Below are 22,419 nucleotides of genomic sequence, written 5' to 3' on the forward strand. Positions count from 1 at the left end.
GTTGTCGAGCTGCCGGGGCAGGAGCATACTGCGCTCACCTACCACAGAACCTGGGAGACAGGGGCTGGGACAGCACGAGGGTCGCTGCTTCCGGCCCCTTTCAATTTCTAGCCCCCAGTACACAGTCCACGGTCCACAGTGGCCCGCCTCTGCTAATCTTTGAGGATGAAGAGAATCCTTCTCCCCCTCGTTTTGCTCGCGTGCAGTCTTCCGGCCTTCGCCGCGGACCGCGAGAAAGTCGTTGACCGTCTGAACGCAGCGGCCACCGTGCTCGACGAGATCATGGCCGCGCCCGACAAAGGCATACCCGAAGAGATCATCGGTTCAGCGAAGTGCGTGGCCGTGGTGCCTTCTTACCTGAAGGGCGGATTCATCGTCGGCGGCTCGTACGGCAAGGGCGTCGCCACGTGCCGCACTTCTTCCGGCGCGTGGAGCGCCCCCGCGATGTTCCGCATGGAAGGCGGCAGCTTCGGCCTGCAGATCGGCGGCGAGGCCGTGGACCTGATCATGCTCGTCATGAACGACCAGGGGATGGAGCGTCTGCTCTCGAGCAAGTTCAAGCTGGGCGCCGACGCCTCCGCGGCCGCCGGCCCGGTGGGCCGCCACGCCGAGGGCACGACCGACTGGAAGCTGCGCGCGCAGGTGCTGACCTACTCCCGGAGCCGCGGCATCTTCGCCGGCCTGACCGTCAACGGCTCCACGCTGCGCCAGGACAAGGACGACACCCGCGTCTTCTACGGGCGCATGGTGCGCTTCCGCACATCGCTGACCGGCGCGGTCCCGGTGCCGGGCGACGCGCAGAAGTTCGTCAGCACGGTCGGCAAGTACGCCGGCGGGAACACGCCGCCTCCGCCCCCACCCCAAACGCCTCAGTAGAGACGGCCTTCTGGCCGTCTCCAAAGCAAAAGGCCAGCCTCTCGGCTGGCCTTCGTTCCAGCGAATCGCTCACTGCTGATCGCTAGTCCTTATGGGGTGGCGTTCCGGGCGCGTGGGTGTGCGGCTTCTTGCCCCCCTGCTCGCCCTGCATCATGTGCTCGTGTTCCTCGGACTCCTCCTTGAACACGTCGGGGACGCCGAGCGAGCCTTTTGCGGGCAGGTTGCGGATGTAGTGGACCATCTTCCACATCTCGTCGTCGTCGAGGATGCCCTTCCACCCCGGCATGCCCGAGGGGCCGATGCCGTTCTCGATGATCCACTTCAACTGCCCGTCGGAGTATTCCTGCACGTCCTTCGAGCCGAGGTCGGCGACCGGCGGGTCCATCTTCTCCGCGAACGGCACGCCGGTGTTGTGGCCGTCGAGCCCGTGGCAGATCTGGCAGTGGTGCTGGAAGTGTCCGGCGCCCTCCTTGATGGCCTCATCGGACTTGGGGACGGGGTTCTTCCAGTCCTTGCCGCCGATGGTGACGTTCTGCTTGATCTCCTTGATCACGCCGCCCTCGATGGAGCCGGGCTGGCCGGCCTTGCATGCCAGCAGCACCAGCGGCAGGAGCAGGGAAGCCAACCGTGCGAGACGCTTCATAGGATTTCCTTTCGTCCTATTGGATGAATAGATGGGCGACGGCGCAGGCCGTTACAATCGGATTTTCATGCGCCATCGCCTGGAATACGCCGCCGTATGGCTACTGGTGCGCCCCTTGGGGGCGCTGCCGCGGCCGGCTGGGCGCCTGGCGGGGATTGTACTCGCGCGGCTGGTATACGCGCTGCACCGGCGGCTGCGCCGCGTGGGCATGCGCAACCTCGAACTGGCGTTCCCGGAGAAGTCGCGCCGGGAGCGCCGGCGCATCGTGCGGGGCGTGTTCGACGGCCTCGGCCGGCAGCTCGCCGAGTTCTGCCGCTTCCCCAGGTACACCCGGGAGAACGTCGGCGAGGTCGCCATCTATGACGGCTTCGAGCACTACGAGGCCGCGCGCGCGCGCGGCCAGGGCGTGCTCTTCCTCACCGCGCACCTCGGCGGCTGGGAGATCGGCTCGTTCGCGCACTCGCTCTACGGCAACCCCATCCAGATCGTCGTCCGCCCGCTCGACAACCCGTACCTCGACGCGCTGGTCGACCGCTATCGCACGCTGCACGGCAACACGACCTTCGGCAAGCAGGATTTCGCGCGCGGCCTGCTCGCCGCGATGAAAGCCGGCGCGACGGTCGGCATCCTCATCGACCAGAACGTGACGCCGCCCGCCGGCGTGTTCGTGGATTTCTTCGGCCACCTGGCGTGCACGACCAGCGGGCTCGCGCGCGTGGCGGCGCATACCGGCGCGGCCGTCGTTCCGGGGTTCACCATCTGGGACTCCGTGCTGCGCAAGTACCGCATCCACTTCGAGCCCGCGGTCGAGCTCGAGCGCACCGGCAATGACGAAGCGGACGCGGTCGCGAACACCGCCAAGTTCACGAAGGTGATCGAGGAGTTCGCGCGCCGCTATCCCGACCAGTGGCTCTGGGTGCACCGCCGCTGGAAGACGCAGCCGGAAGGCGCGCCCTCGCTCTACTGACGGAGTAACATACTCGCGCATGTCCCGCACCTTGGCAGAACTCGCGCAGCACACCGGCGCCCGCGTGGTGGGCGACGGCAAGGTTCGCATCGAGGGGGTGAGCAGCCTGGGATCGGCGCGGGCGGGCGACCTTGTCTTCGTGGACGACGCCGCGCTGCTGCCGGCAGCGCTCGCCTCGCGCGCCAGCGCGCTGGTCGCGGGCGAGTTCGCGCAGAACGGCCAGCCGGCCAAGCCGCTGCTCATCCACCGGCAGCCGCGCCTGGCGTTCGCGCGCGCTGCCGCGCTGCTGGGCCAGACGGAGCAGCCGACCGGCGGCGTCCATAGCAGCGCCGACGTCCATCCCAGCGCGAAGCTCGGCAAGTTCGTGCGCATCGACGCGCGCGCGGTGGTCGGCGCGGACGCGGTCGTCGGCGACGGAACACAGATCGCGGCCTTCGCCGTCCTCGAGCCAGGTGTGAGGGTCGGGCGCGAGTGCCGCATCGGGCCGCACGTCGTCATCCACACCGGCACGACGCTCGGCGACCGCTGCGTGGTGCAGGCGGGTTCGGTGCTCGGCTCGACCGGCTTCGGCTACGTCCGCGACGAGACTACCGGCCGCTACGAGCAGTTCCCGCAGATCGGCCGGCTCGAGATCGCCGACGACGTCGAGATCGGGGCGCACTGCACCATCGACCGCGGCGCGCTCGACGCCACCGTGCTCGCCCGCGGCGTCAAGCTCGACAACATGGTGCACATCGGCCACAACGTCCTGGTAGGCGAGAACGTCGTCATCGCGGCGCAGACCGGCATCTCCGGCAGCTCGGTCATCGAGCAGGACGCGGTCGTCGGAGGCCAGGTCGGCATCGGCGACCACGCCGTGGTCGAGCAGGGCGCCATCCTCGGTTCGGGCTCGGGCGTCCTGAGCAGGAAGATCGTGCGCGGCAAGGGCGTCATCTTCTGGGGACGCCCCGCGCGGCCGCTCTCGCAATACCTGCGCGAGCTCGCCGTCCTCGCGCGCCTGGGGAAGAAAGAGAAGGAGTGAAGGTAGGCGCCGGCGACTCGCCGGCGCGAGGCTATGTCAGTCCTCGTCATCGGCGGACACTCCCGCAACGTCGGCAAGACGAGCGTGGTCGCCGGCCTGATCGCCGCGCTCCCGGACTACGAGTGGACCGCCGTGAAGATCACGCAGTACGGCCATGGCGTGTGCTCGGTCAATGGGGAATCGTGCGGGTGCGCAGTCGACGAGCACGCCTGGTCGGTCTCCGAGGAACGCGACGCCGGCAGCGGCAAGGACACCGCGCGCTACCTGGCTGCCGGCGCGCGCCGCACGCTGTGGGTGCGCACCAAGCAGGGGCGGCTCGCCGAAGCGGTGCCGGACTTGCGGCGCGAACTGGCCGGCGCGGTGAACGTCATCATCGAGTCGAACAGCGTGCTGCGCTTCCTGCGCCCCGACCTCTACCTGACGGTGCTCGATCCCGCGACCGAAGACTTCAAGGAGAGCGCGCGCGAGTACCTCGACCGCGCCGACGCCGTGCTGCTGCACGAGGGATCGGCGGCCGCGAAGTGGAAGGGTGTTTCGCTGAAGCCGGCGGCGGACGCGGCCGTCTTCACCATCCGCCCGCCGGAATACCTGACCGAGGAAGTAGTGGAGTTCGTGCGGCGCAAGCTGCCGCGCCCGACCTAGGCGGCCCGGCGCTTCGCGCCCCCGACTAAAGTTGGGGGTCTACCCGCCGCGCCTAGGCGGCTCGGCTCGGCATCTCTTCGCCGCGGACCAGCGCCGGCGCCGCCACCGTGCCGCCTTCCAGGCCGATCTTCGCCGCCGCGATGTTCAGCACCATGCCGCTCAGGTGCTTCACGAACAGCTCGGTGATCTTCACGCAGGTCGCCACGTCGTCGTCGCTCATGCCGGCGTCGGTGAGCTGCTCGCAGGAGAGCTCGATGCGGGCGGGCAACTCGCGTGTCATCTCCCAGGTCGTGTCGCGCAGCGCCCACTGGCACTCGCTGTAGAGCGGCGACTGGACGACCGGCTTCATCACCTGCCAGTACGCGGTCAGGAAGTCCGGCCAGCGCGCCAGCGCGCGGTAGTCGGGAAGGACGAACGGGACGTCGAGGGTGCGCTTCAGGTCGTCGAAGACGCGGCGCACCGGGCCGGCTGCGCGCTCTTCGTCTACGAGCACCGGCGCCTCGCCGAGCTCGGGCACGCCGGCGGGCGTGGCGGGCGCCTCGGTTCCGACCGGATGGTCGAACGCCTGGAGCTGCGCCGCCAGCAGCAGGAGCAGCAGCGCGTCCTTGTAGTGGAGCAGTTCGACGGTGGCGGTCAGCTCGTGGCGCGCTCCGGTCGAGAAGCGCAGGTCTTCCACGCGCTCGCACAGGTCGGGGACGCGAAGGTAGCTGTGCGCGCGCGTGTAGCCGTCGGCGCGGACGCGCTCGGCCAGCCGGAAGAACGCCTCGGTCTCCACGACCGGGCGCATGGCCTGCCAGTGCAGCTCGAGAAACCTGGGATAGGTGGCGTAGATCTGGTAGGCCAGCGGCACGAACGGCAGCCCCAGCTGCCGGCGGATCTCGCTGTAGGTGTCGGCGACCTGGCCGGTGGCGTCTTGCTCGCGGACGAACTTAGGACGTTGCCCCTTCTTCCACGGCATACGGAACCTCTGCGGCGTACACCATGTCTGATGTCGCGGAACGCCGCCAGAGATGCACCTGAGCTGCTGCAACGCCTTCGCAGCCGCCGCTCGCGGTATGCTGGGAGGTCATGCCGGAGTTCGAGATCCTCTTTGACCAGGCCGAAGCCGCCCCGGGAGCCGGTTTTGGCTCCTACGGCCGGCTCGGCTTCCCGGCCCCGCCTGCCGGGCGGCCGTGGATCTTCAGCAACTTCGTGCAGTCGCTCGACGGCATCGTCTCGTTCGAGCAGAAGGGGGCTGCGACCTCCGACCTCTCGCAGTCCCAGGCCGACCGCTGGCTCATGGACCTGCTGCGGGCGCACGCCGACACCGTCCTGCTCGGCGTGAACACCCTGGTCGAGGAGGCGCACCAGCATTCCAGCGGACGCGGCTTCGTCTATCGCATTCAGGACGAGGAGCTGCGCGCGGTGCGCAAGAGCCTGGGCCGCGGGCGCGAGAAGAACATCTTCGTCACCGGCGCCGCCTCGCTCGACCTCTCGCAGTACCGCGTCTTCGACGGCGAGCACGTGGACGCCTTCATCCTCACCACCGACGTCGGCGCCAAGCGGCTGGCCGAGAAGAGGACACACCCGCACGTGCGCGTGCTGGTGGCGGGGCAGGGGAAGAATGTCGACCTGGCGCAGGCGATGGCGCTGCTGCGTCGCGAGCTGAAGATCGAGTACCTGCTGTGCGAAGGCGGCCCCACGCTGCACGGGTATCTTCAGCGCGCCGGCCTGGTGGACGAGATGTTCCTCACCACCTCGCCTGTGCTGCTCGGCCAGAAGAATCCGGAGAGCGAGACGCCGCGGCCGAACGTCTTCACCGGCGCGCCCGGTTTCGGCAAGGACGATGCGGCGTGGTGGCGCTGGATGAGCTCGCGGCGCTCGGGCGACCACATGTTCAACCGCTATCGGCGGAGGTAGTTGCGAGTTCCGAGTTGCGAGTTAAGAACAGCCGAAATTCTCGCAACTCACATCTCACATCTCGCAACTCGCACCTCGGTCAGGGTCCGACGACCGGCGGTGGCGGAGGGCCGCCTCCGCCTTCCTTCTTCTTGTCTTTGCTCTCGCGCTCCTGCTCATCCAGGCGCTTCTGCAGGCGCATGGTGTCTTCCGGCGGCGCGGAGGGCGGCGGGGTCGAGAAGGGCCGTTGCTTCTGCGTCTCCGTGGGGTCGTGGCGGGTGTCGCGCCCGCGGTGCTTCAGGCTGCGGATGATCTCGTCGTGCTCATGTCCGGAAAGGTCGCGCGCCAGCCGGCTGAGCGCCTCCGAGACGATCTCGTCGTGGTGCAGCTTCTCCAGGCCGCGCAGCCGCGTGAGATTCAACCAGACGCGGTGCACCAGGTGGACGTCGTCTTCGGTGAGCCGCGGATTGTGCGGGCCGATGTGGCCTTCCTCGGTCGTGCCGTCCGGCCGCACGACGACGAAGGTGAACTGGCGCTTGGGCGGGTCCATGGCCTCCCACGCGCGCCCGAGGTGGAAGGCCTGCTCCTGCGCCGTCATCTTGCTGGAGAGCCCGGCGACCACCTTCTCGGTCTGGAGCGAGTTGGCGGTCTGCACGATCGCCGTCCACACGTCGCGCGCGGGCACCACCAGCAGCGAGATGTGCTTGCCGACCCCTTCCGCCACGGCCACCGCCCGGGTGAAGAGCGTCTGCTCGTACTCGCTGAAGATCTGCTCCATCGCCATGTCGTGCTGCCCGGTGCCCAGGCCGGTCAGGCGCGCCGACATCACGACCACGTCCTGCTCGTCGGTGTCGGTGCGCTCCAGCACCCAGCGCAACTGGTCGAGCGTGTTGTAGTCGCGGACCGTCACCAACACGTTGCCGGGACGCACGTCCACCGACTCGCGCGAGATGGTGTCTTCCTGCAGGAGCTGGAAGTGCTCCTTCATCTCGCGCTCCACGTGCTGGAACTTCCGCATGTTCACCCGCTCGGAGATGGTGAAGATGATGAAGAACACGGTGGTGAAGGCCACGCCCGCGATGGTGGCCACCGACTTCGTCAGCAGGTTCACGATGGCCAGCGTGAACAGCGAGAAGAAGACGATGGAGAGGCCGATGGGGATCTCGACGCCGAAGACCACCGGGTTCAGGGGGACCTTCCAGCCGCGCTCGCCCTTGTACTTGAAGCGCAGCACCAGCATGGAGAGGCTGTTGAAGGTGAAGCTCCAGATGACGCCGAAGGCGTAGGCCTCGCCCAGCAGGAACATGTCGCCGCGGCTGCCGAGGATGGTGAGCAGTTGCAGCCCCGTGATGAGGTTGATGATGCGGTAGCTGGTGCCGAACTTGGGATGCGGCTTGCGGAACCAGTCGGTCAGCACGCCGTCTTCCGAGATGCGGTTCATCACGCCATTGGAGCCGACCATCGAGGTGTTGATCGCGCCCGACAGCATCAGGAAGCCGCACACCACGACGAAGATCTGGAAGAGCGTGCGCAGGATCTGCGGCCCGACCATGTGCATGGCCATGCCGCTGATCAGGTTGTCCTTGTAGACGGCGATGCGCACGTCGTCGGGCACGATCATCACCGCCAGCACCGTGCCGACGCCGGTGAACAGGATGGTGAAGATGCCGATCACGACCGCGGCGCGCTTCAGGTTCTTCAGCTTCGGCGCCTCGATCTCGCGGTTCACCTGCGCCAGCGTCTCCTCGCCCGACATCGCGAGGATGGAGTGCCCGAACGCGACCAGGACGCCGAACAGCCCGAAGGTCTTCGCCCAGTCCACGTCTTTCAGGAAGCCGAGCGCGTCGGGGCTGAAGTGCAGGTTCTCGGCGATGGGCGCCGGCGGCAACTGGCCGCCCTTGCGCATCAGCGTGATGGCCGCCCAGCCCAGCAGGATCACCACCATCACGGTGACGATCTTCATCACGCGCAGCGCCTTCTCGCTTGATTCCTCGATGCCCTTGATGTTCTGCCACCAGTAATACAGGGTCATGAGGACGGCGAAGAACACCGCCGAGCCCTTGTCGGGCAGGGAGAAATCGGTGAGCGGCACGCCGTGCGTGTGCGCCAGGTGCAGAACGTCGTTGATGAGGCCGGAGATGTAGTGGCCGGCCGACACGCCCGAGATCGGTCCCGTCAGGATGTAATCGAAGATGAGCGCCGAGACGCTGATCTTGGCGAGCGTCCCGCCCAGCGCCTCCTTGACCACGCGGTACACGCCGCCGCGCACGAACATTGAGCCGCTCTCGACGTAGACGGCGCGCACCGCCAGCGCGAAGAACATGACGCCGAGGACGAACCAGGGCGCGGCCTTGCCGACCGCCTGCTCGGCGATGGCGCCGGCGTAGAACGCCGACGAGCCCATGTCGTTGAGAACGATGGCCGCGGCGCGCCAGAAGGAGATGAAGGTGAGCATCACCGAGGTCGCGACAACGATGCGAACTCGGTTCGATCCCGGCGGTGGTGTGCCCTGCGGTTGAGAAGCCATCAAGTCGGAGTCGAACGGATTGCTCCGGCCAATCTCGGAGTCTACGCCCCGAAAATTGCGAGCGTCAATCACCGACAGGATACGCCTCCGTAAGCTGAGGAAAACGCTCCTCCTTTGCTACACTCGCGTTTTGCGGAACATCCCCAGACGCGCGTGGTTGCTGGCGGCGCTCTCCGGCGTCCTCCAGGTGCTGGCCTTCCCCTCGCCCGCGCTCGATTTCCTGTGCTGGTTCGCCCTCGCGCCCCTGATGCTCGCCATCCTCGGGCCGCTCGCGCGCGGCGGGCCGCAACTAGTCGACGAGAAGGGCAGCCCGCTCGGCGTGATGACCACCGGCCAGGGCTTCTGGCTGGGTTATTGCGCCGGCGTGATCTGGTATGCGGGCACCTGCTTCTGGATCTACCACGTGATGCACGTGTACGGCGGGCTGAACGCGCCGGTCTCGGCCGGCATCCTCGTGCTGTTCTGCCTCTATCTCGGCCTCTATCACGGATTGTTTGGCGCGCTGCTGGCGAAGTCGGCGCATGGCGCCACGGGCAGCAAGCGCGCCATCCTGGTCGCGCCGTTCCTGTGGGTCGCGGTCGAGCTGGCGCGCGCGCGCATCACCGGCTTTCCGTGGGACCTGCTCGGCACCGCGCAGGTCGACAACATCCCGCTGGCGCGCATCGCGCGCTTGACCGGCGTCTACGGCGTGTCGTTCGGCATCATGCTGGTGAATGCGGCCTTTGCCGCGACGTTTCTCTTGCCGCCCCACCGGCGCCGGACCTTGCTGGTCGCGAGCGTGCTGGCGGTCGGGGTGCTGCAAGCCGGCGTGCTGGTCGCGCCGCCGCCGGCCGTCGCCACGCACAACGCGCGCCTCATCCAGCAGAACATCGCGCTCGACACGCGTTGGGATGTCGAGAACTTCCGCGCCACGCTGGCCGAGCTGCGCACGCTCAGCGTGCGCCCGGAGAGCTCGCCGCGGCGAGCGTCGCTCGTGATCTGGCCGGAGTCGCCGGCGCCGTTCTACCTGAGCGATCCGATCTTTCGCGAGGAGCTGACCGGGCTCGCGCGCGACGCGCATGCGCACGTCATCGCCGGCTCGCTCGGAACTCCGGCCATGGACGAGCCGCGCGGCAGACTCTACAACTCCGCCGCGTTGATCACGCCGGACGGCGAGTGGACCAAGCGCTACGACAAGATCCACCTCGTGCCGTTCGGCGAGTACGTCCCGTTCAAGTCGTTGTTCGCCTTTGCCGAAAAGCTTACGCGCGAGGTCGGCGACTTCACGCCCGGCACGGAGCGCACGGTCTTCGACGCCGGTGGCCAGAAGGTCGGCGTCTTCATCTGCTACGAGTCCGTCTTTCCCGACGAGATCCGGCAATTCGCCGCGCATGGCGCGCAGGTGTTCGTCAACATCTCGAACGACGGCTGGTTCGGCGACTACGGCGCGCCCTGGCAGCACCTGAACATGGCGCGCATGCGCGCCATCGAGAACGAGCGCTGGGTGCTGCGCGCCACCAACACCGGCATCACGGCGTCCATCGACCCGAACGGGCGCGTGGTCGCGCGCCTGCCGCGCAACGCGCGTGCCGCGCTCGACGCGCCCTACGCGCCGGTCGAGGGAACCACGTTCTACACGCGGCACGGCGACTGGTTCGCGTGGGCGTGTGTGATAATTTCACTGCTGGCGCTGTTCCTGCGCGGGAACCTGCGGATCGGGATGATCCGCTCCGGCGCGCACGGCAGCAATATGCGATAAGCGAACACCAACAGGCTTATTGCTTATCGCTTACTGCTTATCGCTTCCTTATGGTCGAAGAACTCGAACGCGAATACGTCGCCGTGAAAGACAAGGCCCGCGAGCTGCGGAGCTATCTTTGACGCGGCCAAGCTCCGCTCCCAGCTCGCCGAGATAGAAAAGAAGACGTCCGACCCCAACTTCTGGTCGAACCCTGAGCAGTCGCAGCTCGTCATGCGCGAGCGCAAGCGGCTGGAAAGCTCGCTCGCGACCGAGCAGGAGCTGGGCCGGCGCGCCGACGACATCGCCACCTTCTTCGAGCTGGCGCGCGAAGGCGAGCAGGTGGAGCCCGAACTGCGCAAGGAGATCGACGCGCTGCGCGCGCTGGTCGAGCGCCTGGAGACCGAGACCCTGCTCTCCGGCGAGAACGACGCGCGCAACGCCATCGTCACCATCCACCCCGGCGCCGGCGGCACCGAGTCGCAGGACTGGGCCGAGATGCTCATGCGCATGTACCTGCGCTGGGCCGAGCGCCAGGGCTTCCAGACCGAGCTCAACGACTACCAGGCGGGCGAGGAGGCGGGCATCAAGTCGGCCACCTTCTCCGTGAACGGTCCGTACGCCTACGGCTTGCTGACCAGCGAGATCGGCGTGCATCGGCTCGTCCGCATCTCGCCCTTCGACCAGGCGAAGCGCCGCCACACCTCGTTCGCGAGCGTCTTCGTCTCGCCCGAGATCGATGACACCATCGAGATCGTCATCAAGTCCGACGACCTGAAGATCGACACTTACCGCTCGTCGGGCGCGGGCGGGCAGCACGTGAACACCACCGACTCCGCCGTCCGCATCACACACATCCCGACGGGCACCGTGGTCAGCTGCCAGAACGAGCGCTCGCAGCACAAGAACAAGGAGCGCGCCATGAAGATGCTTCGCTCCAAGCTCTACGAGCTGGAGCTGGAGAAGAAACGCGCGGCCTCGCGCAAGACCGAAGACTCCAAGCTCGACATCGATTTCGGGTCGCAGATCCGCAGCTACGTCCTGCAGCCCTACCGCATGGTCAAGGACAACCGCACCAAGACCGAGATCGGCGACGTCGATCGCGTGCTCGACGGCGACCTGCAACCGCTGATGCGCGCGTTCCTGCTGGCGCGGCGGGGCGAGCGACCCGCCGGCTAGGGGAGCACTTCGGCGCGAGTGAGAAGCTCTTCCTGGGCGGCGCGCCGCTCGTCGGCAAGGTCGGAGTGGAGCGCGCCCAGCACCACGTCGCGCAGCTCGCGCACGCTCATCAATCGTGGGATGTACACGAACGACGCGCCGTCGGCGTAGAGCTCGTCGGCGATGGGCAACCGGTGCGCCGTCATGATGGTCAGCGCCTCCGGCGCCAGCCGCCTCAGCTGCTTCAGCAGCCGCACGTTCGACGTCCCCTTAAGGAAGGGATCGGGGATGGTACTGAGCAGCACGCGCGCGTCGGCGATGTTGGCGTGGTGCAGCGTGTCGGAGTGGCTGATGTCGCCATAGACGTTGGCGATGCCGCGCCGGTCGAGCTCCTTCTTCACGTCGGGATTGAAGTCGACGACCGCGACCTTGTCGCTCAGCTCGGGATCCTTGAGCAGCAGCTCGTGCAGTAGGGAACTGGCGTCGAGCGAGAAGCCGAGAAGCACGATGGGCTTGGAGCGCACCTTGAACTTGATGGTGTCCTCATGCGAAAGGTCGCGCATGCCGAGCCGCACCAGCACGGGGTTGAGCCGCTCGAAGAGCTCATGGTTGAACAGGATGCCGTAGGTGGAAGTGAGTGACGTGATGACCAGCGTCACGACCATCAAGGACAACAGGCTCTCCGGAATGTGCCCGAGGCTTACGCCAAGGGCGCAGATCACGAGCGAGAACTCGCTCAACTGCGAAAGATTGATGGCGGGGATGATGCTGGCGCGATTGCCGAGCTTCAGCGCCCACAGGACCGGCGTGATGGCTACGAAACGCGACGCGATCAGGAACACCGCGGTCGCGCCAGCCAGCAGCAGCATCCCGCCGGTCGGCTTGGGGATCTGCGCGCCGAGCGTGACGAAGAACAGCGTGATGAAGAAATCGCGTAGGCTGATGACCTTGGCGATGACGTCGAGGTTATAGGGGAAGGTAGAGATGGAGACGCCGGCGATGAGCGCGCCCATTTCGCGCGAGAGGCCGAGCCACGCCGCCAGCATCGAGATGCCGAAGCACCACGCCAGGGCGCCGATGAGCAGCACCTCGGGCAGCTTGGCGATCGAGCGGAAGACGACCGGCAGCAGGTAGCGGCTCACCACCAGCGCGAACGCGATGAGCCCGGCGCCCTTGGCGAGCGAGACGACCAGCACGGTCGCGGTGGGGTGCGCCAGGTTCGGCTGCAGCGCGAGGAAGAGGATGGCCCAGATGTCCTGGAAGACCAGGACGCCGAGCGTGATGCGGCCGGGCAGGCTGTCGAGTTCGAATTTGTCGTACAGCAGCTTGACCACGATCATGGTGGAAGAAAGAGCCACAGCGACGGCGTAGTACAGATTGCTGAAGGGGGTTACGCCGTCGCCGTGGATCCCGATCAGCGGCGCGAACCGGAGTCCTAACGCGACGCAGATCAGGAACTGCAGCACGCCGGCCGCGAGCACCGGCGTGCCTGCCTTGCGCAGCTTCTTCAGGTCGATCTCCAGACCGATCATGAAGAGCAGCAGGATGAGGCCGAGCTCCGAGATGGGCTCGATGTCGTGCGCCGAGATCCATCCGAAGCCCTCGGTCGGACCGATCACCACGCCCGCGGCCATGTAGCCGAGGATCACCGGCTGGCGCAGGTGCTTCGCCACGATGGCGAACACCGTCGCCGTGACAATGGCGAGGCCGATCTGTCCGAGAATGTCGAGGTGCATGGTTGCGGGTGTTTCCGTGTGGTGTTAGTCCTGTGCCGCCTTCGGCGGCAACGGGGTCCCGCACTGCTTGCAGAGCACGGTCTCAGTCAGTTGATGGGTGGCGACTCGCTGGCGCAGGCCGCATTTCATGCAGACGCGCTCGAGCGCTTTCTCGACGGCACGCGCGCCGGCAGCAAAGAAATGGATCATGGCAGTCCTCATTCCTCAGGGTTGAAAGGCGCTGAAGGGGAACGACGGCGCACACCGGTGCGCGCGTCAGGGGTTCAGCGAGGAACGAGTCTCAGCAGAGACGAGTGCAGGTGAGGTCGAGCAGGTCGGCGTGCGCGAGTTCGCGGAAGCTTTCCACCTGCGCGCAGCACGCAGAGATACGCTGTACGCGGAAGGTAAAGGGAAGCAGCAGGAGCGCGGCGGCGAGCAGCGCCATACTCGGCGCCGGCGCCTTTCCGTGCGCGGTGACGACGGCGATGGGCGTCGGCGTGATGGGGCAGACGACCACGAACAGGATGAGCCCGGCAGCCAGCGCCGCCAGGATCGCCGTGATTTTCCGCGCACCCCGCATCGTGGGCGACATTGTACACAACGTCTTGGCCCCGGCCCTCCCGTTCGCTGCAAAATCCGGCCTAACAACCTCGAAATGCAGCCATTTGGCGGGTTTCGGCGGTAGGCCGCCGAAGCGCTGGTAAACTATCTGCTACATCACAAGACAGCATCTGCGGTACCCCTCAGCGCCGCGCGCGCGCCGTAGTGCAATCAGGAGAAGACCGTGAGCAAGAGCCGTTACCTTTTCACCTCGGAATCAGTGACCGAAGGCCATCCCGACAAGATCGCCGACGCGATCTCGGATTCGATCGTCGACGCCTGCCTGACCGAAGACCCGCACAGCCGCGTGGCCTGCGAGACGCTGCTGACCACCGGCCTGGCGTTCATCGCCGGCGAGATCACCACCAAGGCTTACGTGGACTTCCCCTCCATCGTGCGCGGCACGGTGAAGGCCGTCGGGTACACCGATGCGTCGTATGGTTTCGATAGCGAGACGTGCTCGGTGATCAGCTCGATCCACGAGCAGTCGCCCGATATCGCCATGGGCGTGGACCCGGGCGGCGCCGGCGACCAGGGCATGATGTTCGGCTACGCCACCAACGAGACGGAAGAGTTCATGCCGATGCCCATCCTGCTGGCGCACAAGCTCACGCAGCGGCTGGCGGAGGTCCGCAAGACCGGGAAGCTCGAGTACCTGCGCCCCGACGGCAAGTCGCAGGTCACGGTGGAATATGACGAGCACCACAAGCCGAAGCGCGTGGACGCGGTCGTCATCTCCACGCAGCACTCCGAGACGGTGGACAACAAGAAGCTGCGCGCCGATGTGCTGGAGCACGTGATCCAGGCGGTCATCCCGGCGCAGCTGCTCGACGCCGACACCAAGTACCACATCAACCCGACCGGCCGCTTCGTCGTGGGCGGGCCGATGGGCGACACCGGCCTCACCGGCCGCAAGATCATCGTCGACACCTACGGCGGCATGGGCCGGCACGGCGGCGGCGCGTTCTCGGGCAAGGACCCGACGAAGGTCGACCGCTCGGCGGCGTACATGGCGCGCTACATCGCGAAGAACATCGTCGCGGCCGGCCTCGCCGACCGCTGCGAGGTGCAGCTCGCCTACGCCATCGGCGTGGCCGAGCCGGTGAGCGTGCTGGTCGACACCTTCGGCACCGGCAAGGCGCCGAACGAGAAGATCCAGGCGGCGGTGCGCGAGCACTTCCAGCTCACGCCCAAGGGCATCATCGAATCGCTCAACCTGCGGCGCCCCATCTACAAGAAGACGGCGGCCTACGGCCACTTCGGCCGCAAGGACCCCGACTTCACGTGGGAGAAGACCGACAAGGCCGACGCGCTGCGCGGCGCGCTCGCCGGCAGGGCCGAGGCGCACGCCAAGGCGTCGAAGTAAGGTCGGCCTATTTCTTACTTGTCATTCCGAGGAGCGAAGCGACGAGGAATCTGCTTTCGAAAAAGAAGCAGATTCCTCGCTTCGCTCGGAATGACAGTCCTTAGAATGTCTTAATGCCCGCAAAGACCAAGAAGGGAACCATGGTTACGGCTACGACGACCGAACTCCGCGGCGATGTGAAGAACCTCGAACTCGCCGACCAAGGCAAGAAGCGCATCGAGTGGGCGAACCAGTCGATGCCGGTGCTGCAGTCCATCCGCAAGGACTTCATCAAGAACCAGCCGCTGAAGGGCGTGCGCATCGCGGCGTGCCTCCACGTGACCACCGAGACGGCGAACCTCGCCATCACGCTGCGCGACGGCGGCGCCGACGTCGCGCTGTGCGCTTCGAACCCGCTCTCCACGCAAGACGACGTGGCGGCTTCGCTGGTGCGCGACTACAACATCCCGACCTTCGCCATCAAGGGCGAGGACAACGACACCTACTACCAGCACATCCTCGCCGCGCTCGACCACAAGCCCCACGTCACCATGGACGACGGCGCCGACCTGGTCTCGACCGCGCTCACCAAGCGCACCGACGTGCTGCCCGCGATCATCGGCGGCACCGAGGAGACCACGACCGGCGTCATCCGCCTGCGCGCGATGGCCAAGGAAGGCGTGCTCAAGTACCCCATCATCGCGGTCAACGACGCGCTCACCAAGCACATGTTCGACAATCGCTATGGCACCGGCCAGTCCACCATCGACGGCGTGGTGCGGGCGACCAACGTGCTGATCGCGGGCTCCAAGTTCGTGATCGCCGGTTATGGCTGGTGCGGCAAGGGCCTGGCGATGCGCGCCAAAGGCATGGGCGCCGACGTCATCGTCACCGAGATCGAGCCTACGCGCGCGCTCGAGGCGGTGATGGACGGCTTCCGCGTGATGTCGATGAACGAGGCCGCGAAGGTCGGCGACGTGTTCGTCACCGTCACCGGCAACAAGACCGTTATCAACAAAGAGCACTTCGAGCTGATGAAGAACGGCGCCATCGTCGCCAACTCCGGCCACTTCAACGTGGAGATCGACATCCCGGCGCTGGAGAAGATGGCCAGCTCGCGCCGCGCGATGCGCGAGTTTGTCGAGGAGTTCGCGCTGAAAGACGGCAAGCGCATCTACCTGCTGGGCGAGGGTCGGCTCATCAACCTGGCGTCGGCGGAAGGCCACCCGGCCAGCGTGATGGACATGAGCTTCGCCAACCAGGCGCTGTGCGTCGAGCACCTGACGCGCAATCACAAGCAGATGGAGAAGAGGGTTTACGCCGTGCCGGAAGAGCTCGACAAGCGCGTCGCCAAGCTGAAACTGGAAGCGATGGGCATCAAGATCGACCGGCTCACGCCCGAGCAGGAGGAGTACCTGGCGAGCTGGAGCGAAGGCACCTAGACGATTTGCGCCGGCGAGTCGCCGGGCGTCTACCCATTGGGGAGAAGGGCGGCTTCGGCCGCCCTTATTTTTTCTTCCTGGGCGCCGAGTCCTTCATCGGCGCGGCGCGCTGCCGGAGGGGCGGCGCGAGCGGCAGCTTGCCCGTCAGGACCCACGGCGGACCGGAGTCGCCTTCCGTCATCATCACGACCTGGTGCGAGACCGGCTCCGGCAGCGTGGTCGCGGTGATCCAGTACTCGGAACCGTTCAGGCGCACGGCGTAGTGCAGCACTCCGGGACGCTCGCTGGAGGTGACGGGGTCGTGCGCGTCGGCGTTGATCACGATCTGGTACTCGAGCGGCTCGCCCTTGCGCTGGAACGGGCTCGCGCGCTGGAGGCCGGCCTGCTTGAGCGCGCGCTCCAGTTCGACGGCGTTGCGCGGGTAGCTGCCGTGCGCAGCGGACCAGTCGTCCACGGCGTGCTGCAGCGAGCGCATGCTCGACATTGTCATGCTGCGCGCGCGCATCTCCGGCGGCAGGTACCAGGAGGGCAGATTCACGGCCAGGAACAGCACGATGATGGCGGCCGCAAGAAACAGCACCCAGTTCCGCCGGACCGGCCGGAAGGCGGCGACGCCGGCGATGGCGACGGCGGCCAGGTCCGGCAGCAGGACCCACGCGGCGCCGAAATAGTTGTGCTGCACCGACCAGATGTCGCCGCGCGCCGCCATGCCTTGCGAGATCCCGCGCACGCCGAAGACGAATTCCGGCAGCGCGAGGAAGACGATCATCGCGAAGAATAGGATCCGCATCACCCGCACGCGCATCTCCTGAGCGCCGCGGCGACACGATACCATTGCCGCGCCGCAGCTATACTCTCGATATCCCAGTTGGTAAACGGAGGCGAGCATGAGCACTACACCGGCCGCCGGCGACCCGCGCTACCCGGTCGGGCCGTTCCAGGCCCCCACCAGCTTCACCGACGCCGACCGGCGCGACCGCCTCACCGACATCGAAGGCCTGCCGCGGCGCATGCGCGAGGCCGTCAAGGAGCTGTCGCAGTCGCAGCTTGACACGCCGTATCGCGAGGGCGGCTGGACGGTGCGCCAGGTCGTGCACCACGTCCCCGACAGCCACATGAACGCCTACATCCGCTGGAAGCTCACGCTCACCGAGGACACGCCGACCATCAAGCCCTACAAAGAAGCGGAGTGGGCGAAGCTGGCGGATTCCGCCATGAGCATCGATGTCTCGCTCAACCTGCTCGATGCCGTGCACGCGCGCTGGGTCGCGGTCATTCGCGCCATGAAGCCGGAGCAATGGAAGCGCGAATTCTTCCATCCCGAGATGAACACGAAGCTCACGCTCGACGCGCTGCTCGCGCTCTATTCGTGGCACAGCCGGCATCACCTGGCGCACGTCACGGAACTGAAGAAGCGCAAAGGCTGGTGAAGAAGCGAGAAGCGATAAGCGATAGGCAATAAGCGATATGCGTGGCAGCGAATGGTTTGGCTTGTTGCTGGTCGCTTATTGCTTACCGCTCAGCCCACAGCAACTCACCTCTCATTTATCATCAAACGTCCGCATGCCGATGAAAGAGATCGCCTCCTGGGCCCTGAACACCGCGAAGTCCCGCGGCGCCACCTTCTGCGACCTGCGCATCGTCGACGAGCGCAATCGCTCGCTCGCCACCAAGAATGGCAAGGTCGGCCACGCCTCGGATTCCGAGTCGCTCGGCGTCGGCATCCGCGTGATCGCCGACGGCGCCTGGGGATTCGCCGCCACCGACGACCTGACGCGCGAATCCGTGGAGCGCGCCGCGGCGCAGGCCGTCTCGATCGCGAAGTCGTCCGCCACGGTGAAGCAGTACGACGTGAAGCTGGCGGCGGAGAAGCCGCACGTCGCGGAGTGGTCGTCGCCCTGCCAGGTCGACCCGTTCTCCATCCCCATCGAGCAGAACATCGCGCTGCTGCTGGCCGTCGACAAGGAGCTGCTGGCGGTCAAAGGCGTCACGCTGGCGGAGAGCAACCTGAACTTCCGCCGCTACGAGCAGTGGTTCTACTCGTCCGAGGGCGCGGAGATCCACCAGACGCGCACCACCACCGGCGCCGGCTACGCGGCGTATTCGTTCCAGGGCACCGAGATCCAGAAGCGCTCGTATCCCAACTCGTTCGGCGGGCAGTTCCAGAACAAGGGCTACGAGCTCATCGGAGAACTCAAGCTGGTGGAGAACGCGCGCCGCATCGGCGAGGAAGCGGTGGCGCTGCACGCGGCGGCGCAGTGCCCGCAGGGCGTGGCGACCATCGTGCTCGATTCCTCGCAGCTCGGCCTGCAGATCCACGAGTCCGTCGGCCATCCCATCGAGCTCGACCGTGTGCTCGGCATGGAGGCGAACTTCGCCGGCACGTCGTTCCTCACGCTCGACAAGCTGCGTACGCTCCAGTACGGCACCGAGCTGGTGAACGTGGTCGCCGACGCCACGCCCGAGCACGGCCCCGGCCTCGGCACCTTCGCATACGACGACGAAGGCGTGCAGTCGCAGTCGACGCCCATCATCACGCGCGGGCAGTTCACCGGGTACCTCTCCTCACGCGATACCGCCGCGATGATCGGCTTGCAGCGCTCCGGCGGGACGATGCGCGCGGAAGGCTGGAGCCGCCTGCCCATCATCCGCATGACCAACGTGTCCATCCTGCCGGGCGAGAAGGCGCTCACCCTCGAGCAGCTCCTGGCGGACACCGAGGACGGCATCTACATGCAGACCAATCGCTCGTGGTCGATCGACGACAAGCGCTACAACTTCCAGTTCGGCTGCGAGATCGGCTGGGAGATCAAGGGCGGCAAGCTCGGCCGGATGCTGAAGAACCCGTCGTACTCCGGCATCACCACCGAGTTCTGGAACTCGATGGACGCCATCTGCTCGCGCGACCAGTGGACGCTCTGGGGCACGCCGAACTGCGGCAAGGGCCAGCCGATGCAGACCATGGGCACCGGCCACGGCGCCGCGCCCGCCCGCTTCCGCAACGTGAAAGTCGGGTCGGCCTACAAGGGGAGCTGATGCTCAACGAGACCAAAGCGCAGCAGCTCTTCGAGAAGGTTCGCAAGTACGCGACTGCGGACGAGGTCGAGCTCCTGCTGGCGGGCGGCAAGTCCGCGCTCACGCGCTTCGCCAACAACACCATCCACCAGAACGTCGCGGAGGAGAGCTACTTCCTTTCCATCCGCACGGTGTTCGACGGCCGCACCGCGCGCGCCACGACCAACAAGTTCGATGACGACTCCATCCGCCGCGCGGTGCAGAATGCGGAAGCCATCGCGCGTGTGCAGCACGCCGATGCGGACCTGCTCCCGCTCGCCGGCGCCGAGATGGCGCCCAGGAGCGGCGACGCGCCCACGCGCTTCTATGACCAGACGGCGATGCTCACCGCCGAGGCGCGCGCCGCCGGTGTCCACGGCATCGTCGAGCTGGCGAAGAAGAATGACCTCACCGCCGCCGGCATCTTCTCGTCGTCTTCGTCGGCCGAAGCGATCGTTAATTCGAAAGGCCTGTTCGCATATCACCAGCAGACTTCGGCGGAAGTCTCCATCACCATGCTCGCCGGTGATTCTTCCGGCTGGCAGAAGTTCAACTCGCCGAACGTCGATCACGTGAACCCGCTGGAGCTCGCGCGGATCGCGGCGCAGAAGGCCAAGCAGTCCGCGGGGCCCAGGGAGATCGCGCCGGGCAAGTACACCGTGATCCTCGAGCCCGCGGCGGTGCTCGACCTCGTGGGCTTCATGTTCTTCGATTTCGGCGGCCAGGCGGTGCTCGACGAGCGTTCCTTCCTCAACAACCGCATCGGCAAGAAGCTATTCGGCGAGAACATCACGGTGTACGACGACTGCCGCCACCCACTGCAGTCGGGGGCGCCGTTCGACGGCGAAGGCGTCCGCCGCGAGCGCGTCGAGCTGGTGAACGGCGGCGTGGTCAATCGCGTGGTGTACGCGCGCGCGACCGCAGAGAAGATGAAGAAGTCGCCGCTGCTGGCTACCGTCGGCGAGGTCCGCCCGACCGGCCACGGCTTCCCGCTGCCCAACGAGATGGGCGAGGCTCCGATGAACATCGTGTTCGCCGGTCCGGGGGCCGGTCAAGCGAAGACGGTGGACCAGATGGTCGCCTCCACCGAGCGCGGCGTCCTGGTCACGCGCCTGTGGTACATCCGCGAGGTCGATCCCTACGAGAAGATGCTCACCGGCATGACGCGCGACGGCACCTTCCTGGTGGAGAACGGCAAAGTCACCGCCGGCCTGCGCAATTTCCGCTTCAACCAGAGCCTGATCGAGATGCTGACCGCGGTCGAGGCGATGAGCGAGCCGGTGCGCGCCAGTGGCGAAGAGTCGTTCGACATGGTCGTGCCCGCCATGAAGGTGCGCGACTTCAACTTCACCGAGGTCACGAAGTTCTAGCGATTCGCGATCAGCGATTAGCGATTAGCAACACCGAACAGATCATCTGGCAACCGCTAATTGCCAATTGCGGACCTGCCATGAGGCCATTTATTCTCATTCCGCCGAGAACATAACGAGGAGCAAGCAATGAAGGGCGATCCGAAGGTCATCGTGATGTTGAACGAGGTGCTGAAGGCTGAACTCACGGCCATCAACCAGTACTTCCTGCACGCCGAGATGTGCGAGAACTGGGGCTACGACCGCCTCGCCGAGCACACGCGCAAGGAATCGATCGAGGAGATGCGCCACGCCGAGAAGCTGATGGAGCGCATCCTCTACCTCGACGGCACGCCCAACATGAGCGATTACTTCAAGATCATGATCGGCAAGGACGTCCCGGCGCAGTTCAAGAACGACCTGCAGCTCGAGTACGACGCCGTGAAGCGCCTCAACGATTTCGTCGAGAAGGCGCGCCTGGCCGGCGACAACGGCTCACGCGACCTCTTCCAGCACATCCTCGAAGACGAGGAAGAGCACATCGACTGGCTGGAAGCGCAGCTCGGCATGATCGACGAGATCGGCATCCAGAACTACCTGGCCCAGCAGATCTACGAAGACAAGGAGTAGGACGTCCGCAGTTCGCACGGCGCGCCTGCGGGCGCGCCGCTTGCGTTAGAATGGAAGCTGCTCACCTCAGTTGCGCCTTCCTGAAACACATGCGGAGAGATGGCCGAGTGGCTGAAGGCGCACGCTTGGAAAGCGTGTTTACTCGAAAGGGTAACGTGGGTTCGAATCCCACTCTCTCCGCCATTTTGTCTTACCCGACCATCTTCAGGAACGCCTCGCGGATGCGCTGCGGCAGTTCCGCCGACTTGCTCTTCGCGCGCTTTCCGTAGCCCAGGTCGTGTCCGGCACCTTCGACGATCATCAGCCTCGGCGTGCCGGGGACAAGCTTGACCGCGGCTGCCAGTTCCTCGGGCGAGCCGAACGGGTCTTTGTCGCCGCTCACGAACAGCGCCGGCACGCGGAGATGCGGCAGGTGTTTCGTGCGAAGTTGCTCCGGCTTGCCCGGCGGATGCAGCGGATAGGAGAGGACGAGCAGGCCGTCGGCGAGCTGCGGCTCCTCGGCGACCAGCATCGTCGCCTGCCGCCCGCCGTAGGAGATACCGCCGAGGAAGACGCGGCCACGCACTTCTTTTCGCACGACTTCGACCGCGCGCCTGAGCCCGGCGCGATCTTCCTTGTCGCTGCCGCGCGGCGGGCCGCTCGGCCGCGCCTGGCGATAGGGAAGATCGCAACGCAGCGCCACGAATCCGTGCTGAGCGAACGCCTCGCACAAGGCGACCAGCAGCGGCGCGTTGCAGTTGCCGCCGGCGCCATGCGTGAGCACCACGGCATCGCCGCCCGCCTTCGCCGGACGGTGCACATGACCCCGCACCGCCGGCGTTGCGCCAGTGTCCTGGAAGGGTTCGGACGCCACGC

Annotated in this window: 21 protein-coding genes and 1 tRNA gene; 14 read left to right on the forward strand and 8 right to left on the reverse strand. The window is 66.4% G+C overall.

The features are described 5' to 3' along the window. Window positions 1-165: 165 nt before the first annotated feature. Complete coding sequence (locus tag VLA96_13120; protein ID HSE50141.1) at window positions 166-876, forward strand: lipid-binding SYLF domain-containing protein; 711 nt, start codon at window positions 166-168, stop codon at window positions 874-876. Between the two features lie 82 nt (window positions 877-958). Here VLA96_13120 and VLA96_13125 read toward each other — a convergent pair whose 3' ends face one another. After that, window positions 959-1,519 (reverse strand): cytochrome c, encoded by a 561-nt coding sequence (locus tag VLA96_13125; GenBank protein ID HSE50142.1) that lies wholly within the window; start codon window positions 1,517-1,519, stop codon window positions 959-961. Window positions 1,520-1,586: 67 nt separating this feature from the next. On the opposite strand from VLA96_13125, the gene VLA96_13130 reads away from it, so the two are divergent. The 3 genes from VLA96_13130 to VLA96_13140 are packed head-to-tail and all read left to right on the forward strand — an operon-like array spanning window position 1,587 to window position 4,149. Beyond that, complete coding sequence (locus VLA96_13130; GenBank protein ID HSE50143.1) at window positions 1,587-2,486, forward strand: lysophospholipid acyltransferase family protein; 900 nt, start codon at window positions 1,587-1,589, stop codon at window positions 2,484-2,486. 19 nt (window positions 2,487-2,505) lie between these two features. Next, a complete protein-coding gene (gene lpxD / locus VLA96_13135; GenBank protein HSE50144.1) occupies window positions 2,506-3,507 on the forward strand; it encodes a UDP-3-O-(3-hydroxymyristoyl)glucosamine N-acyltransferase in 1,002 nt (333 codons plus the stop codon). A gap of 33 nt (window positions 3,508-3,540) precedes the next feature. Next, window positions 3,541-4,149, forward strand: coding sequence for a hypothetical protein (locus VLA96_13140; GenBank protein ID HSE50145.1), 609 nt, complete (start codon window positions 3,541-3,543; stop codon window positions 4,147-4,149). Between the two features lie 52 nt (window positions 4,150-4,201). Here the strand turns inward: VLA96_13140 and VLA96_13145 are convergent, their stop codons facing one another. After that, a complete protein-coding gene (locus VLA96_13145) occupies window positions 4,202-5,107 on the reverse strand; it encodes a halocarboxylic acid dehydrogenase DehI family protein (GenBank protein HSE50146.1) in 906 nt (301 codons plus the stop codon). Window positions 5,108-5,217: 110 nt separating this feature from the next. On the opposite strand from VLA96_13145, the gene VLA96_13150 reads away from it, so the two are divergent. Beyond that, entirely contained in the window at window positions 5,218-6,048 is an 831-nt protein-coding gene (locus VLA96_13150) for a dihydrofolate reductase family protein (GenBank protein ID HSE50147.1), read from the forward strand. 79 nt (window positions 6,049-6,127) lie between these two features. On the opposite strand, the gene VLA96_13155 is transcribed toward VLA96_13150, so the two are convergent. Beyond that, a complete protein-coding gene (locus VLA96_13155; protein ID HSE50148.1) occupies window positions 6,128-8,482 on the reverse strand; it encodes an APC family permease in 2,355 nt (784 codons plus the stop codon). Window positions 8,483-8,711: 229 nt separating this feature from the next. Between VLA96_13155 and lnt the strand changes: the two genes are divergently transcribed. Beyond that, window positions 8,712-10,292, forward strand: a complete 1,581-nt coding sequence (gene lnt, locus VLA96_13160) for an apolipoprotein N-acyltransferase (protein HSE50149.1) — start codon at window positions 8,712-8,714, stop codon at window positions 10,290-10,292. Window positions 10,293-10,406: 114 nt separating this feature from the next. Next, window positions 10,407-11,450 (forward strand): peptide chain release factor 2, encoded by a 1,044-nt coding sequence (gene prfB / locus VLA96_13165; protein ID HSE50150.1) that lies wholly within the window; start codon window positions 10,407-10,409, stop codon window positions 11,448-11,450. Here prfB and VLA96_13170 read toward each other — a convergent pair. The 3 genes from VLA96_13170 to VLA96_13180 all read right to left on the reverse strand — a co-directional run bounded on the left by VLA96_13170 (window position 11,447) and on the right by VLA96_13180 (window position 13,736). Continuing rightward, entirely contained in the window at window positions 11,447-13,165 is a 1,719-nt protein-coding gene (locus VLA96_13170; protein HSE50151.1) for a cation:proton antiporter, read from the reverse strand. The genes prfB and VLA96_13170 overlap by 4 nt on opposite strands. A gap of 24 nt (window positions 13,166-13,189) precedes the next feature. Further along, window positions 13,190-13,354 (reverse strand): hypothetical protein, encoded by a 165-nt coding sequence (locus VLA96_13175; GenBank protein HSE50152.1) that lies wholly within the window; start codon window positions 13,352-13,354, stop codon window positions 13,190-13,192. 91 nt (window positions 13,355-13,445) lie between these two features. Then, complete coding sequence (locus VLA96_13180) at window positions 13,446-13,736, reverse strand: hypothetical protein (protein ID HSE50153.1); 291 nt, start codon at window positions 13,734-13,736, stop codon at window positions 13,446-13,448. A 192-nt stretch (window positions 13,737-13,928) separates the two neighbouring features. Here VLA96_13180 and metK point away from each other — a divergent pair, with 192 nt between their 5' ends. Both metK and ahcY read left to right on the forward strand, forming a co-directional pair. Continuing rightward, window positions 13,929-15,110: a methionine adenosyltransferase gene (gene metK, locus VLA96_13185; GenBank protein HSE50154.1), complete on the forward strand. Its 1,182-nt coding sequence runs from the start codon at window positions 13,929-13,931 to the stop codon at window positions 15,108-15,110. Window positions 15,111-15,223: 113 nt separating this feature from the next. Next, a complete protein-coding gene (gene ahcY / locus VLA96_13190) occupies window positions 15,224-16,531 on the forward strand; it encodes an adenosylhomocysteinase (GenBank protein HSE50155.1) in 1,308 nt (435 codons plus the stop codon). Between the two features lie 64 nt (window positions 16,532-16,595). On the opposite strand, the gene VLA96_13195 is transcribed toward ahcY, so the two are convergent. Further along, window positions 16,596-17,321, reverse strand: a complete 726-nt coding sequence (locus VLA96_13195) for a hypothetical protein (protein HSE50156.1) — start codon at window positions 17,319-17,321, stop codon at window positions 16,596-16,598. A gap of 97 nt (window positions 17,322-17,418) precedes the next feature. Between VLA96_13195 and VLA96_13200 the strand changes: the two genes are divergently transcribed. The 5 genes from VLA96_13200 (at window position 17,419) to VLA96_13220 (ending at window position 21,747) form a co-directional block, all read left to right on the forward strand. Then, window positions 17,419-17,961: a putative metal-dependent hydrolase gene (locus tag VLA96_13200; protein ID HSE50157.1), complete on the forward strand. Its 543-nt coding sequence runs from the start codon at window positions 17,419-17,421 to the stop codon at window positions 17,959-17,961. Window positions 17,962-18,094: 133 nt separating this feature from the next. Further along, the gene (locus VLA96_13205; GenBank protein HSE50158.1) at window positions 18,095-19,567 is read left to right on the forward strand and encodes a TldD/PmbA family protein; all 1,473 of its coding nucleotides are present in this window, start codon (window positions 18,095-18,097) and stop codon (window positions 19,565-19,567) included. Further along, the gene (locus VLA96_13210; protein ID HSE50159.1) at window positions 19,567-20,955 is read left to right on the forward strand and encodes a TldD/PmbA family protein; all 1,389 of its coding nucleotides are present in this window, start codon (window positions 19,567-19,569) and stop codon (window positions 20,953-20,955) included. Before VLA96_13205 ends, VLA96_13210 begins: the two co-directional genes overlap by 1 nt. 129 nt (window positions 20,956-21,084) lie before the next feature. Further along, the gene (gene bfr, locus VLA96_13215) at window positions 21,085-21,564 is read left to right on the forward strand and encodes a bacterioferritin (GenBank protein ID HSE50160.1); all 480 of its coding nucleotides are present in this window, start codon (window positions 21,085-21,087) and stop codon (window positions 21,562-21,564) included. A 93-nt stretch (window positions 21,565-21,657) separates the two neighbouring features. Continuing rightward, window positions 21,658-21,747 (forward strand) — tRNA-Ser (locus VLA96_13220). Between the two features lie 7 nt (window positions 21,748-21,754). Here VLA96_13220 and VLA96_13225 read toward each other — a convergent pair. Then, window positions 21,755-22,417: an alpha/beta family hydrolase gene (locus tag VLA96_13225; protein ID HSE50161.1), complete on the reverse strand. Its 663-nt coding sequence runs from the start codon at window positions 22,415-22,417 to the stop codon at window positions 21,755-21,757. Between the last annotated feature and the right edge of the window lie 2 nt (window positions 22,418-22,419).

The organism is Terriglobales bacterium, assembly GCA_035457425.1.
Taxonomy (GTDB): domain Bacteria; phylum Acidobacteriota; class Terriglobia; order Terriglobales; family Acidobacteriaceae; genus JACPNR01.

Excerpts from the sequence above, each read along its gene's own strand:
- VLA96_13120 (HSE50141.1), top strand. The coding sequence starts at position 166 with ATGAAGAGAATCCTTCTCCCCCTCGTTTTGCTCGCGTGCAGTCTTCCG.
- VLA96_13125 (HSE50142.1), bottom strand. The coding sequence starts at position 1,519 with ATGAAGCGTCTCGCACGGTTGGCTTCCCTGCTCCTGCCGCTGGTGCTG.
- VLA96_13130 (HSE50143.1), top strand. The coding sequence starts at position 1,587 with ATGCGCCATCGCCTGGAATACGCCGCCGTATGGCTACTGGTGCGCCCC.
- lpxD (HSE50144.1), top strand. The coding sequence starts at position 2,506 with ATGTCCCGCACCTTGGCAGAACTCGCGCAGCACACCGGCGCCCGCGTG.
- VLA96_13140 (HSE50145.1), top strand. The coding sequence starts at position 3,541 with ATGTCAGTCCTCGTCATCGGCGGACACTCCCGCAACGTCGGCAAGACG.
- VLA96_13145 (HSE50146.1), bottom strand. The coding sequence starts at position 5,107 with ATGCCGTGGAAGAAGGGGCAACGTCCTAAGTTCGTCCGCGAGCAAGAC.
- VLA96_13150 (HSE50147.1), top strand. The coding sequence starts at position 5,218 with ATGCCGGAGTTCGAGATCCTCTTTGACCAGGCCGAAGCCGCCCCGGGA.
- VLA96_13155 (HSE50148.1), bottom strand. The coding sequence starts at position 8,482 with ATGCTCACCTTCATCTCCTTCTGGCGCGCCGCGGCCATCGTTCTCAAC.
- VLA96_13170 (HSE50151.1), bottom strand. The coding sequence starts at position 13,165 with ATGCACCTCGACATTCTCGGACAGATCGGCCTCGCCATTGTCACGGCG.
- VLA96_13175 (HSE50152.1), bottom strand. The coding sequence starts at position 13,354 with ATGATCCATTTCTTTGCTGCCGGCGCGCGTGCCGTCGAGAAAGCGCTC.
- VLA96_13180 (HSE50153.1), bottom strand. The coding sequence starts at position 13,736 with ATGTCGCCCACGATGCGGGGTGCGCGGAAAATCACGGCGATCCTGGCG.
- ahcY (HSE50155.1), top strand. The coding sequence starts at position 15,224 with ATGCCCGCAAAGACCAAGAAGGGAACCATGGTTACGGCTACGACGACC.
- VLA96_13195 (HSE50156.1), bottom strand. The coding sequence starts at position 17,321 with ATGCGGATCCTATTCTTCGCGATGATCGTCTTCCTCGCGCTGCCGGAA.
- VLA96_13200 (HSE50157.1), top strand. The coding sequence starts at position 17,419 with ATGAGCACTACACCGGCCGCCGGCGACCCGCGCTACCCGGTCGGGCCG.
- VLA96_13205 (HSE50158.1), top strand. The coding sequence starts at position 18,095 with ATGCCGATGAAAGAGATCGCCTCCTGGGCCCTGAACACCGCGAAGTCC.
- VLA96_13210 (HSE50159.1), top strand. The coding sequence starts at position 19,567 with ATGCTCAACGAGACCAAAGCGCAGCAGCTCTTCGAGAAGGTTCGCAAG.
- bfr (HSE50160.1), top strand. The coding sequence starts at position 21,085 with ATGAAGGGCGATCCGAAGGTCATCGTGATGTTGAACGAGGTGCTGAAG.